The sequence below is a fragment of the uncultured Paracoccus sp. genome (assembly GCF_937873615.1).
In the GTDB taxonomy this organism is placed as follows: Bacteria; Pseudomonadota; Alphaproteobacteria; order Rhodobacterales; family Rhodobacteraceae; genus Paracoccus.
Genome location: NZ_CALMYP010000057.1, coordinates 32,058 through 44,726, shown reverse-complemented (window position 1 = coordinate 44,726; position 12,669 = coordinate 32,058). Strand labels below are relative to the sequence as shown.

10 protein-coding genes are annotated in these 12,669 nt (G+C 65.2%); 7 read left to right on the top strand and 3 right to left on the bottom strand.

The genetic code is table 11. The annotated features are described in order from the left end of the window. Positions 1–39 precede the first annotated feature (39 nt). Positions 40–792: a Bax inhibitor-1/YccA family protein gene (locus tag Q0330_RS13380; protein ID WP_299480165.1), complete on the bottom strand. Its 753-nt coding sequence runs from the start codon at positions 790–792 to the stop codon at positions 40–42. Positions 793–1,208: 416 nt separating this feature from the next. Between Q0330_RS13380 and Q0330_RS13375 the strand changes: the two genes are divergently transcribed. The 3 genes from Q0330_RS13375 to mgtE all read left to right on the top strand — a co-directional run bounded on the left by Q0330_RS13375 (position 1,209) and on the right by mgtE (position 3,969). Beyond that, on the top strand, positions 1,209–1,568 hold the full coding sequence (locus Q0330_RS13375) for a helix-turn-helix transcriptional regulator (protein WP_299480162.1): 360 nt from the start codon (positions 1,209–1,211) through the stop codon (positions 1,566–1,568). A 74-nt stretch (positions 1,569–1,642) separates the two neighbouring features. Then, on the top strand, positions 1,643–2,425 hold the full coding sequence (locus tag Q0330_RS13370; protein WP_299480159.1) for an inositol monophosphatase family protein: 783 nt from the start codon (positions 1,643–1,645) through the stop codon (positions 2,423–2,425). Between the two features lie 92 nt (positions 2,426–2,517). After that, the gene (mgtE, locus tag Q0330_RS13365; RefSeq protein ID WP_299480156.1) at positions 2,518–3,969 is read left to right on the top strand and encodes a magnesium transporter; all 1,452 of its coding nucleotides are present in this window, start codon (positions 2,518–2,520) and stop codon (positions 3,967–3,969) included. Between the two features lie 218 nt (positions 3,970–4,187). Here the strand turns inward: mgtE and Q0330_RS13360 are convergent, their stop codons facing one another. Beyond that, positions 4,188–6,074: a propionyl-CoA synthetase gene (locus Q0330_RS13360; protein ID WP_299480446.1), complete on the bottom strand. Its 1,887-nt coding sequence runs from the start codon at positions 6,072–6,074 to the stop codon at positions 4,188–4,190. Positions 6,075–6,213: 139 nt separating this feature from the next. Continuing rightward, the gene (locus tag Q0330_RS13355) at positions 6,214–8,493 is read right to left on the bottom strand and encodes an NADP-dependent malic enzyme (protein ID WP_299480153.1); all 2,280 of its coding nucleotides are present in this window, start codon (positions 8,491–8,493) and stop codon (positions 6,214–6,216) included. 221 nt (positions 8,494–8,714) lie between these two features. Between Q0330_RS13355 and Q0330_RS13350 the strand changes: the two genes are divergently transcribed. Genes Q0330_RS13350 through Q0330_RS13335 form a run of 4 tightly spaced genes read left to right on the top strand, consistent with a single transcriptional unit; the run spans position 8,715 to position 12,664 of the window. Continuing rightward, positions 8,715–9,113 (top strand): cytidine deaminase, encoded by a 399-nt coding sequence (locus Q0330_RS13350; protein WP_299480150.1) that lies wholly within the window; start codon positions 8,715–8,717, stop codon positions 9,111–9,113. Continuing rightward, a complete protein-coding gene (locus Q0330_RS13345) occupies positions 9,110–10,465 on the top strand; it encodes a thymidine phosphorylase (protein ID WP_299480147.1) in 1,356 nt (451 codons plus the stop codon). Before Q0330_RS13350 ends, Q0330_RS13345 begins: the two co-directional genes overlap by 4 nt. A gap of 7 nt (positions 10,466–10,472) precedes the next feature. Next, on the top strand, positions 10,473–11,651 hold the full coding sequence (locus Q0330_RS13340) for a phosphopentomutase (RefSeq protein ID WP_299480143.1): 1,179 nt from the start codon (positions 10,473–10,475) through the stop codon (positions 11,649–11,651). 32 nt (positions 11,652–11,683) lie between these two features. Next, on the top strand, positions 11,684–12,664 hold the full coding sequence (locus Q0330_RS13335) for an adenosine deaminase (protein WP_299480141.1): 981 nt from the start codon (positions 11,684–11,686) through the stop codon (positions 12,662–12,664). Positions 12,665–12,669 lie beyond the last annotated feature (5 nt).

Sequence of the window (12,669 nt, the reverse complement as noted above, 5' to 3'; positions counted from 1 at the left end):
CCCGCAAATGCGGGGCCTTTCGCGTTCCGGGAAACCGGATCAGTCGTTGCTGGAACCCATGAACTGCAGCAGGAACATGAACAGGTTCAGGAAGTCCAGATAGAGGTTCAGCGCGCCAAGAATGGCGGTCTTGCCCAGGAATTCCTGATCGGAATCGCGCAGTTGCAGATAGGTGTTCTTGATCTGCTGGGTGTCATAGGCGGTCAGGCCGGCGAAGATCAGCACCCCGATGACCGAGATCGCGAATTGCATCGCGCTCGACGCCAGAAAGATGTTGATGATCGAGGCGATGATCAGCCCGATCAGGCCCATCATCAGGAACGAGCCCATGCCCGACAGGTCGCGCTTGGTCGTATAGCCGTAAAGCGACAGGCCCGCGAAGCCGGCGGCGGTCGCGAAGAAGGTCGAGGCGATCGAGGTGCCGGTATAGCGCAGGAAGATCCAGCTGATCGACATGCCCATCAGCGCGGCAAAGCCGTAGAAAATCAGCGTCGCGGCTTGCGCCGACAGCTTGTAGACGGCGGCACCGAAGGCAAACACCACCAGAAGGGGCGCGAACATCAGCACCCATTTCAGCGGCGAGGCGTAGACCGCGTAACCGATCTGGGTCAGCTGGCCGTCCTGAACGGCAAGCATGTTCAGCCCAAGGGCAAAGAAGGCGGTCACAGCCATGCCGGTGGCCATGATCCCATAGACCTTCGACATGTACGCGCGAAGGCCGGCATCGATATCGGCACGGGTCGCGGCACCCGTCCGGGCCTGGGCCAGACGCTGGGTGTCGTATTCAGCCATCAAACTCTCCATATAACTGGCGTTGGCGGCGCGGATGCGCCGGTAAAGCGTATATATTGGCGCATTATGGCAGGTTTTCAACGGAAGCGAAGGCCAAAATAATGTGAGAGCCGCTGTGTGGGCGGTCTTTCTGGTATCTTGGTTGACGCTTGGTAAGCTCAACGCGTGGCAGAAAAGGCTGAAAGCCGCTTTGTGGCCCTTGTTCCGGGAATCGGGCGTCGTGCTGAGCTGATTCGGGCGAGACGGGCAGGATTCGGGCAAAAGGTCGGCTGAATTCCGCCCATATGGCGCATTTGAAGCGGCAAGACGCCGATTGACCCTGTTCTTTTAGTCAACTTTAGCGTGTTTTCTAATTAACGGAGTCGTCAGGGGCTCTTGCCTGGTCTAGGAATTGATCAGTTAGTGAGAGGTTGGTTATGAAGCACGAAGTTGATGTGCATGTTGGCACGCGTATTCGCCATCGGCGTTGGTTGATTGGCATGACCCAGCAGCAGCTGGCGGATCAGGTCGGGATCAAGTTTCAGCAGATCCAGAAATACGAAACCGGGGCGAACCGGGTTTCGGCGTCGCGGCTGTGGGACATTTCCACGGCGCTCGATGTTCCCATCAGCTTCTTTTTCGAGGGGTTGAACGGGGGTCGCGAGGCGGCGGCGCTCGGCGACGATATCATGGCCAACAAGGAGGCACTGCAACTGATCCGGGCCTATTACGCCATGCCCGAGGCGCAGCGCCGCCAGATATTCGAACTCGCCCGGGTTCTGTCGCACGCCGCTTGACGCGGCAATTCAGACATCGCCTGTTCTGCCCCGTCTTTCCGCGCTATGAACGGCGCGTCAGGACGGGGATTGGAATGGATCGCACCGATATTTTCGAGACTGCCGCGGCGATGGCCGATGCTGCCCGTGGGCAGACCTTGCCACTATTCCGCAGCGCCGGATTGCGGCCTGACAACAAGCTCGCGGACGGGTTCGACCCGGTGACCGAGGCGGATCGCGCCAGTGAGCAGGCGATGCGTGCCATATTGGCCGAGCGTCGCCCCGACGATGCGATCCTGGGCGAGGAATTCGGCTCTCTTGCCGGGCGCTCCGGCCTGACCTGGGTCCTGGACCCCATCGACGGCACCCGTGCCTTCATCTCGGGCGCGCCGAGCTGGGGCACGCTGATCGGCCTGACGGACGATACCGGGCCGATCTATGGCATTGTGGACCAGGCCTTCACCGGAGAGCGGTTCGAGGGCGGGCTGGGTCGCGCCCGCGTCACCTCGCCCGCCGGAGAGATGCCTCTGGCCACCCGCAAGGGGGTTGAACTGGGCCAGGCGACACTTTTGACCACCTTCCCTGAAATCGGCTCGACCGAGGACTACGCGGCTTTCCACCGGGTTGCCGGGCAGGTGCGGCTGACGCGCTATGGGCTGGACTGCTATGGCTATGCGCTGCTCGCGCTCGGTCAGGTCGATCTGGTGATCGAGGCCGGCTTGCAATCCTATGACGTGGTCGCGCCGATTGCCGTGGTGCAGGCGGCTGGTGGCGTGGTGACCGACTGGCAGGGTGGTCCGGCCCATGGCGGCGGGCGCATCATCGCCGCCGCCACGCCCGAAATTCACGCCGAAGCACTGGCACTTCTGGCCGGCTGAGCGTTGCCCCCGGCGGGCGGCTTCTCTAAGATCGTCCTCGGGCCCCGTCGCCCGATCCGCAGGCCGATGCAAATGACATGACAGGGGGGTCCATGCAGGACGACGAACAGCGCCTCGACGCCGCCGAAAAGCCCGAACTCGTGGCCGACAAGCTATCCCCCGAAGCCGAGCAACCGCCGGAACCGCCCGAGGAGGAGGACGATTTCACCCCCTCGCGCGCGCTGCTCGACCAGATCCGCGATGCCATTGATGATGAAGACCCGGCCAAGCTGAACGAGCTGCTGGAGCCGATGCACGCGGCCGACATCGCCGACGTGATCGAGAATCTCTCGGCGGCGCGGCGGCGCATCTTCATGTCGCTCTGGTCCGGAGAGATCGACGGCGACATCCTGTCGGAGATCGACGAATCGATCCGCGACGAAATCGTCGAGCTGATGCCGAAATCGGCCCTGGCCGAGGCTGTCCGCGAGATGGACAGCGACGATATCGTCGAACTGATCGAGGAGTTGGACGAGGACGATCAGCAGAAGGTTCTCGACGCGCTCGACGAATCCGACCGGGCCGCGGTCGAGCAATCGCTGACTTATCCAGAATATTCCGCCGGTCGGATGATGCAATCCGAGGTCGTGACGGCGCCCGAACACTGGACCGTCGGCGATACCATCGACTACCTGCGAGCCGAGGAGGATTTGCCGGACCAGTTTTACCATGTGATCCTGGTCGATCCGCGCCGGCATCCGCTTGGCTATGTGGCGCTTGGCCGTTTGCTGGCGGCACGGCGCGACACGGCGCTGCGCGACCTTGCGGAAGAAAGTTTCCGCCCCATCGACGCCTATGCGAACGAGGCCGATGTCGCTTATGCCTTCAACCAGTATCACCTGATCTCGGAACCCGTGGTCGACGAACACGACCGGCTGGTCGGTGTCATCACCATCGACGATGCCATGGAAGTGCTGGACGACGAGCACGAGGAAGACATCCTGCGCCTGGCCGGCGTCGGCGACGAATCCTCGATCTCGGATACGGTGATCGAGACGCTGGGTCAGCGCCTGCCCTGGCTGGCGGTGAACCTGCTGACGGCGATCCTCGCCTCTTTCGTGATCGCCATGTTCGAGGATACGATCTCGCAGATCGTGGCACTGGCGGTGCTGATGCCGATCGTGGCCTCGATGGGCGGCAATGCCGGCACGCAGACGCTGACCGTGGCGGTGCGGGCACTGGCGACGAAAAGCCTGACCGGCTCGAACGTCTGGCGGGTCGTCGGGCGCGAGGCGGTGGTCGGATTGCTGAACGGGATCTGCTTTGCCCTGGTGATGGGGGTGGTGGCCTGGATCTGGTTCGATGGAATCTCTCTGGCCAGTGTCATCTCCATCGCGATGGTGGTGAACCTCTTTGTCGCTGCTTTGGCGGGAATTCTGGTGCCGCTGACGCTGGAAAGATTCGGTGCCGACCCGGCCCTTGCCTCGGGCACTTTTGTGACGACCGTAACCGATGTGGTTGGTTTCTTTGCCTTTCTTGGATTGGCGCAGATGGTGCTGTTATGAGCCGGCTGAAAAGGTAAACGGGAAACCGCCTCCGTTAACAAAAAAATGCTTGATTGGCGGGCGTCATTCCCGCAATTTGGGCCGAATAGACCCCCAAACACAATATCTGGTGGCCGCTAAGGTGCGATCAGAAGACTGGCGGGCATCGGCAGGGAACTGGGACAGGCGCTTCCCGTCCGCATGACGCGGGCGGGATGTTTCACATTCGGGGCCGGGATTCAGGCGAGCGTGACCTGCTTCAGATGCGCCGCGATCTCGTCCAGAACGGCGGGATCCTCGATGGTGGCGGGCATCTTGTAGTCCTCGCCGTCGGCGATCTTGGCCATGGTCGCGCGCAGGATCTTGCCCGAACGCGTCTTCGGCAGCCGGTCCACGATCACCGCCAGCTTGAAGGCCGCAACCGGGCCGATATCGTCACGGACCATGCGCACCACGTCGCGCAAGACCTGCTCGGGCGGGGTGGTGCTGCCTTTCTTCAGGCAAAGGAAGCCGAGCGGCGATTGCCCCTTCAACTGATCGCTGATGCCGATCACCGCGCATTCGGCGACATCCGGGTGGCGGGCCAGCACCTCCTCCATCGCGCCGGTCGACAGGCGGTGGCCGGCGACGTTGATCACGTCATCGGTGCGGGCCATGATGTAAAGATAGCCGTCCTCGTCCAGATAACCCGCATCGCCTGTCTCGTAATAGCCGGGGAAATGCGAGAGATACGACTTGCGATAACGATCCTCGGCATTCCACAGCGTCGCCAGCGTGCCGGGCGGCAGGGGCAGCTTGATGGCGATGGCGCCGAGCGTGCCAGCGGGAACCGGATTTCCGCCCTCGTCCAGCACCTGCACGTCATAGCCGGGCATGGGCACGGTCGGACTGCCCAGCTTGACCGGCAATTCCTCGATCCCGATCGGGTTGGCGGCGATGGCCCAGCCGGTTTCGGTCTGCCACCAATGGTCGATCACCGGCACGCCCAGATGCTTCTGCGCCCAGGCGATGGTCTCGGGGTCGGCGCGTTCGCCGGCAAGGAAAAGGGCCTGCAGGTCGTGCAGCTTGTAGCGGCGGATATATTCGCCGTCTGGGTCTTCGCGGCGGATGGCGCGGATGGCGGTGGGGGCGGTGAAGAAGCTCTTGATGCGGTTGTTCTGGATGGTGCGCCAGAAGACGCCGGCATGGGGCGTGCCGATGGGCTTGCCCTCGAAGACCACGGTCTGCGCGCCGGCGATCAGCGGCCCATAGCAGATATAGCTGTGACCCACGACCCAGCCCACATCCGAGGCCGCCCAGAAGCGGTCGCCGGGGCCGATCTTGTAGATATTCTCCATCGACCATGCCAGCGCGACCAGGTGGCCCGCCGTGGGGCGCACCACGCCCTTTGGCTGGCCGGTCGTGCCCGAGGTGTAAAGGATATAGGCCGGGTGATTGCCCTCGACCGGGACGCAATCGACCGGCTTGATGCCGTATTGGAAGCCGTACCAGTTGAAATCGCGGCCCTCGATCAGCTTGGCGACCTCCTCCTCGCGCTGGAAGATGACGCAGAATTCGGGCTTGTGGCTGGCCAGTTCGATGGCCTGGTCGAGCAGCGGCTTGTAATGCACCACGCGCCCGGGTTCGAGACCGGCCGAAGCGGCGATGATCGCCTTGGGCTGGGCGTCGTCGATGCGCACCGCCAGCTCGTTCGCGGCAAAGCCGCCGAACACGACGGAATGGATCGCGCCAAGCCGGGCGCAGGCCAGCATCGCCTCGATCGCCTGGGGGATCATCGGCATGTAGATGATGACGCGGTCGCCCTTCTCGACGCCGCGCGCGCGCAGCGCCCCGGCCAGGGTGCCGACGCGGGTCTTCAACTCGGAAAAGGTGATGCCCTTGGTGGCATTGGTGATCGGACTGTCATGATAAATGGCGATCTGGTCGCCGCGCCCGGCTTCGACATGGCGGTCGACCGCGTTCCAGCAGGTATTGACCAGCCCGTCGGAAAACCATTCGTAGATCGGTGCATTCTCGTCGAACAGGGCCTTCGACGGCGGTTTGACCCAGTCGATGGCCTCGGCGGCCTTCATCCAGAATGCCTCCGGATCGGCCTTCCAGCCGGCATAGATATCCTGATAGCCCATAGGCTCCTCCCTCATCCCTCACGCGCCTCTGCCGAGACGTTAGGCCGGAAGCGCGCCTTGGGCAATCGTCACCTTCGCCGCGTCAGGCAAGAAAGCCGATCAGCGCGCGGGGGGGGCGCCAGCCGCACCCGGCGGCGCATCAGCGATAATGCGCGACCGGGGTGCCGGCGACGGCCGACATGTTCAGCAGCCCGCGCGCGGTGATCGAGGGGGTGACGATATGGGCCTTGTTGCCCATGCCCATCAGGATCGGCCCGACCTCCAGCCCGCCGGCCTTGGTCTTGAGGATGTTGCGCACCGCCGAGGCGGTATCGGTGCCGGCGAAGATCAGCACATTGGCCGCGCCTTCCAGCTTCGCCGCCGGGAAGATGCGCGCCCTCAGCTTGGGATCGAGCGCCGAGTCGATATTCATCTCGCCATCGAAATTGAAGCCGACCTCGCGTTCCTGCAGAAGCGCCATCGCCGCCCGCATCCGCTCGCCGCTATCGGTGCCGAGATTGCCGAATTGCGAATGGCTGCACAGCGCGACATGTGGTTCCAGCCCGAAGCGGCGGACATGGCGGGCGGCGCCGATGGCGGCGCGGGCGATCTCCTCGGGGCTGGGGGTGTTGTGGACCTGGGTGTCGGCCACGAAAAGCGGGCCGTCCTCCAGGATGATCATCGACAGGGCACCATGCGGGTAAAGCCCGTCGCGGCCGAGCACCTGGGTGATATAGTTCAGATGCCAGCCATATTGCCCGAAGGTGCCGCAAAGCAGGCTGTCGGCCTCGTTGCGATGGACCATGACGCTGCCGATGGCGGTGGTATTGGTGCGCATGATCGCCCGGGCCAGGTCCGGGGTGACGCCGCGCCGGGCCATGAGGTCGTGATAGGTTTCCCAATATTCGCGGTAACGGGAATCGCTCTCGGGGTTCACGATCTCGAAATCCTTGTCCGGCCGGATCGGCAGGCCGGCGCGTTCGGCGCGGGCCGCGATCACCTCGGGGCGACCGATCAGGATCGGGACATCGGTGGTTTCCTCCAGCATCGCATTGGCGGCGCGCAGCACACGTTCTTCCTCGCCCTCGGCGAAGACGATGCGGCGGCTGGCGGTGGCGGCGGCCTCGAAGACCGGGCGCATGATCAGGGCCGAGCGGAAGACCGACCCGTCGAGCTTGCGCTTGTAGGCGCCGATATCCTCGATCGGGCGGGTGGCCACGCCCGAGTCCATCGCGGCCTTGGCCACGGCGGTCGAGACGACGCCGATCAGGCGCGGATCGAAGGGTTTCGGGATCAGGTAATCGGGCCCGAAGCTGAGCTTTTCGCCGCGATAGGCGGCCGCGGCCTCGGCGGCGGTGGTGGCACGGGCGAGTGCGGCGATCCCCTCGATACAGGCCAGTTGCATCTCGTCATTGATCTGGGTCGCGCCCACATCCAGCGCGCCCCGGAAGATGAAGGGGAAACACAGGACGTTGTTCACCTGATTGGGGAAATCGCTGCGGCCGGTGGCGATGACGGCCTCGGGCGCGACCTCCTTCACCTCGTCGGGCATGATCTCGGGCGTCGGGTTCGCCAGTGCGAAGACGATGGGCCGCGCGGCCATCTTTGCCACCATCTCCTTCTTCAGCACGCCGGGGCCGGAGAGGCCGAGGAACATGTCGGCGCCGTCGATCACCTGATCGAGCGTCCGCAGATCGGATTTCTGCGCATAGGCCGCCTTCTGCGGGTTCATGTCCTCGGTCCGGCCCTCATAGACCAGCCCGTGAATGTCGCAGAGCCAGACGTTTTCGCGCCGCACCCCCAGCTTCAGCAGCATGTTCAGACAGGCGATGCCGGCAGCACCCCCGCCGGTCGAGACGATCTTGATCTCCTCGAAGCGCTTGCCGGTGACCTGCAGCGCATTGGTGGCGGCGGCGCCGACGACGATGGCGGTGCCGTGCTGGTCGTCGTGAAAGACCGGGATGTTCATCTTCTCGCGGCAGAGCTTTTCGACGATGAAGCAATCGGGTGCCTTGATGTCTTCCAGATTGATGGCGCCGAAGCTCGGCTCCAGGCTCTGGACGATGGCGGCCAGCTTCTCGGGGTCGGTTTCGGCGACCTCCAGATCGAAGCAGTCGATATTGGCGAATTTCTTGAACAGGACCGCCTTGCCCTCCATCACCGGCTTCGAGGCGAGCGGGCCGATATTGCCAAGGCCCAGCACCGCCGTGCCGTTCGAGACCACCGCGACCAGATTGCCCCGCGCCGTATAACGGGCGGCATCGGCGGGGTTTTCCTTGATTTCCAGGCAGGCCTCGGCCACGCCGGGGCTATAGGCGCGGGCCAGGTCGCGGCCGTTGGCCAGGGGCTTCGTCGCCCGCACCTCCAGCTTACCGGGACGGGGGAACTCGTGATATTCCAGCGCCGACGAGCGCGCCATTTCCTGCCGCTGTTCTTCCATGTCCTGTCCCCTCTACGGCACCCTTGCCCTTGCTTGGTCGGGGTGCATTCCCTGCCGGACCCGCTTTCTGGCAGGTTCCGACGCGCGATGGTTCAGCGTTAAACCAGTTTGCCGGTGCATCACAAGCACCCTTGCCGGATGCGGGGTTCCGCCCGCCTGCGGCATCTTGCATCCTTAAGGCGCAACGCGCAGACTCCGCCGATCAGCTTCGGAGATTGCCCATGTCCCTTCTCGATGCCGCCCGCGAGGTTCGCGAAGCCGCCTATGCGCCCTATTCGAATTTCAAGGTCGGGGCCGCCGTGCGCGGCAAGTCCGGCATGATCTATCGCGGCTGCAATGTCGAAAACGTCGCCTATCCCGAGGGCACCTGCGCCGAGGCCGGCGCCATCGCCGCCATGATCGCGGCTGGCGAGACCGAGTTGATCGAGGTGGCCGTGATCGCCGGCAGCCCAAGCCCGGTGCCGCCCTGCGGCGGTTGCCGGCAGAAACTGGCCGAGTTCGGCCGTCCCGAAACGCCGGTGCTGCTGGCCACGACCGGCGGTGCCACGCTGGCAACGACCATTGGCGAGCTGCTGCCGGGTCGCTTCGATGTCGGGCATATGGAAGGCAGCGGCGCGTGACCGATCCCGGGCGGGCCCCGAATAGCCGGGCAGACCCCCGCCCGGTCATCGCGCGGCTGCGTGACGGTGGCGGGCTGGACGAGGGCGGGGCAGCGCTGATCGCGCGCGGTCTTTCCGATGGCAGCCTGTCGGATGCGCAGGCCGGCGCCTTTGCCATGGCGGTGCTGCTGCGCGGTCTGTCGACCGAGGAACGCTCGGGCCTGACCCGGGCGATGCGCGATTCCGGCCATGTCATGCGTTGGGACCTGCCCGGCCCGGTGCTCGACAAGCATTCGACCGGCGGCATTGGCGATGTGGTCTCGCTGGTGCTGGCCCCGATTCTGGCCGCCTGCGGGGCTTTCGTGCCGATGATCTCGGGCCGGGGGCTTGGCCATACCGGCGGCACGCTGGACAAGCTGGAGGCCATTCCCGGTTTCATCACCGGGCTGGACGAAGCCGCCTTTCGCAAGACCGTAAGCGCGACCGGCTGCGCCATCGTCGCCGCCAGTGCCGATCTCGCCCCCGCCGACCGCAGGCTTTACGCGATCCGGGACGAGGCCGCGGCGGTCGAATCCATCGACCTCATCACCGCCTCGATCCTGTCCAAGAAGCTGGCGGCGGGGCTCGATGCCCTGGTGCTGGATGTGAAGGCCGGATCCGGTGCCTTCATGGGATCGCCAGAAAAGGCCGAGGCGCTGGCAGTCTCGCTGGTTGAAACCGCCAATGCCGCCGGTTGCCGGACGTCGGCGCTGATTACCGATATGGACCAGCCCCTTGCCCGCGCCGCCGGCAATGCGCTGGAGGTGATCGAGGCGATCGACTGCCTGCGCGGCGCGCCTTCGGCCCTGCGCGATCTGTCGCTGGCACTTTCGGCCGAGGCGCTGCTTCTGACTGGTGAGACTGACGGCATGGCGCGCGCGACCGAGGCGCTGGATTCGGGCCGCGCGGCCGATGTCTTCACCCGCATGGTTGCGGCGCAGGGTGGCCCCGCCGATCTACTGGACCGGCCCGAGGCCCATCTGGCACCCGCCCCGGTCATCTGCCCGGTGCCGGCGCCTGCGGGCTTTGTCGCCCGGATCGACGCTGCCCGGCTTGGCCATGCGGTCATCGCGCTTGGCGGCGGACGGGTTCGGGCCGGCCAGAAGATCGACCACCGGGTCGGCCTGTCGGCCCTGCGCCGGCTTGGCGAGGCCAGCGAAGGTTGCCTCGCCCTGGTCCATGCGACCAATGAGGCCGATGCGGAAGCCGCCATCGCCGCCGTTCAGCGCGCCTATCACCTGGCCGATACCGCGCCTGCGCCGACGCCCCTGATCCGCGCCCGAACGCGGGCCGAGGCGGGCGATCAGCCGGGCGAAGAACAGCAGGAAAGTTGAGATCGCCATGTCCAGAGCCTTCCTTGTCGTGATGGATTCCGTGGGCATCGGCGGCGCGCCGGATGCGGTGGATTTCTTCAATGACACCCGCCCCGATACCGGTGCGAACACCGTTCTTCACATTGCCGAGAAACGCGGCCTGTGCCTGCCGCATCTCGACCGGCTCGGGCTTGGTGCCGCGATCCGGCTTGCCTCGGGCGCCGAGGCACCGGGACTCGGTGCGGCGCCGGAGGGGCTTTGGGGGGCCGCGACCGAGATTTCGCCGGGCAAGGACACGCCCTCCGGCCATTGGGAGATTGCCGGCGTTCCGGTCCCCTGGGACTGGCATTATTTCCCCGACAGCCAGCCCGCCTTTCCGCCCGAGGTCACCGCGCGGGTCTGCGAACTGGCCGGAACCGAGGGCATCCTTGGCAATAAACATGCCTCGGGCACCGTCATACTCGACGAATTGGGCGAGGCGCATCTGCGGACCGGCTGGCCGATCTGCTATACCTCTGCCGACAGCGTCTTCCAGATCGCCGCACATGAGGAGGCCTTCGGCCTCGACCGGCTTCTGGCATTGTGCGAGGGGCTGGCCCCCATGCTGCACCGGATGCGGGTGGGCCGGGTGATCGCGCGGCCCTTTGTCGGCGCGCCCGGAAATTTCACCCGCACCGCCAACCGGCGCGATTACGCCATGGCCCCGCCGGCCGACACCATTCTGGACATCGCCGCCAGGGCCGGGCGCGACACCCATGCCATCGGCAAGATCGGCGACATCTTCAGCCATCGCGGCATCGGCAAGCTGCACAAGGGCAAGTCCGATGCCGATCTGGCCGCGCATCTGCTGCGGCTGATCGAGGAAGCCGCGCCGGGCAGCCTGACCTTCGCCAATTTCGTCGAATTCGACAGCCTTTACGGGCATCGCCGCGATATCGACGGCTATGGCGCGCAGCTGGAATGGTTCGACACCATCGTCGGGCAGGCGGTGGCCGCGCTTCGGCCCGGCGATCTGATGATCTTTACCGCCGATCATGGCAACGACCCATCATGGACCGGCACCGATCACACCCGCGAGCGTGTGCCGGTGCTTGGCGCGGGGTTGGGTGCGCGCGCCATCGGGAATGTCGGCTTCTCCGATATCGGGGCCAGCGTCGCGGCGCATCTCGGCCTCGATTCGCCCGGGTATGGCAGCAGTTTCATTTGACCTCCGCCTCTGATTCGCAGGATCACGTTCGCATGAAGAACTTAAAGAAGATTGAACTGCATCTTCATCTCGAAGGGGCCGCGCCGCCCGGCTTCATCCGTGGCCTCGCCGCCGAGAAGGGGGCCGACCTGACCGGGGTTTTCGACGCCCGGGGCCATTACGCCTATCGCGATTTCGACGATTTCCTGCGCGTTTACGAGGCCGCGACCTCGGTCATCGCCACGCCCGAGGATTACGCCCGCCTGCTGGGCGAGGTGTTGCAGAATTGCGCCGAAGAAGGCGCAATCTATGTCGAATTCTTCGTATCCCCGGAATTCTGCGGCGGTGGCGACCTGAGCGCCTGGCGCGACTATCTGGCCGCGATGGAGGCGACCGCGAAATCCATGGCGGCGCAGGGCATCGACAGCCGCGCCATTGTCACCCCGATCCGGCATTTCGGACCCGACCGGGCGCGAAAATCCGCCATCTGCGCCGCCGAAACCGGCAGTTCGGACGGCGCGGGCTGGGTCACCGGCCTTGGCCTGGCAGGGGACGAAGCCGTGGGCAAGCCGCAGGATTTCGCCTGGTGCTTCGACTGCGCCCGCGAGGCCGGGCTGGGCCTGACCTGCCATGCCGGCGAATGGGGCGGCCCGCAATCGGTTCGCGATGCACTCAGCCTTGGCATCACCCGCGTCGGCCACGGCGTCCGCGCCATCGAGGATGCCGAACTGGTCCGAGAGCTTGCCCATCGCGGCACCGTGCTGGAAGTCTGCCCGGGCTCGAATGTGGCGCTTGGCCTTTATCCCGACTGGCCGTCGCATCCGATTGCGCGGCTGGCCGATGCCGGGGTCAGGGTGACCGTCTCGACCGACGATCCGCCCTTCTTCCACACCACGCTTGGCCGCGAATATGACCGCCTCGCCGATGCCTTCGGCTGGGCCGAGGCCGAATTCGCCGCCCTGAACCGCAATGCCGCAGAGGCCGCCTTCTGCGACAAGACCACGCGCGAACGCCTGCTTGCCGCCTTCGCCTGACCAGA

Coding starts and splice junctions, on each gene's coding strand:
- Q0330_RS13380 (WP_299480165.1), bottom strand. CDS start 792: ATGGCTGAATACGACACCCAGCGTCTGGCCCAGGCCCGGACGGGTGCC.
- Q0330_RS13375 (WP_299480162.1), top strand. CDS start 1,209: ATGAAGCACGAAGTTGATGTGCATGTTGGCACGCGTATTCGCCATCGG.
- Q0330_RS13370 (WP_299480159.1), top strand. CDS start 1,643: ATGGATCGCACCGATATTTTCGAGACTGCCGCGGCGATGGCCGATGCT.
- mgtE (WP_299480156.1), top strand. CDS start 2,518: ATGCAGGACGACGAACAGCGCCTCGACGCCGCCGAAAAGCCCGAACTC.
- Q0330_RS13360 (WP_299480446.1), bottom strand. CDS start 6,074: ATGGGCTATCAGGATATCTATGCCGGCTGGAAGGCCGATCCGGAGGCA.
- Q0330_RS13355 (WP_299480153.1), bottom strand. CDS start 8,493: ATGGAAGAACAGCGGCAGGAAATGGCGCGCTCGTCGGCGCTGGAATAT.
- Q0330_RS13350 (WP_299480150.1), top strand. CDS start 8,715: ATGTCCCTTCTCGATGCCGCCCGCGAGGTTCGCGAAGCCGCCTATGCG.
- Q0330_RS13340 (WP_299480143.1), top strand. CDS start 10,473: ATGTCCAGAGCCTTCCTTGTCGTGATGGATTCCGTGGGCATCGGCGGC.
- Q0330_RS13335 (WP_299480141.1), top strand. CDS start 11,684: ATGAAGAACTTAAAGAAGATTGAACTGCATCTTCATCTCGAAGGGGCC.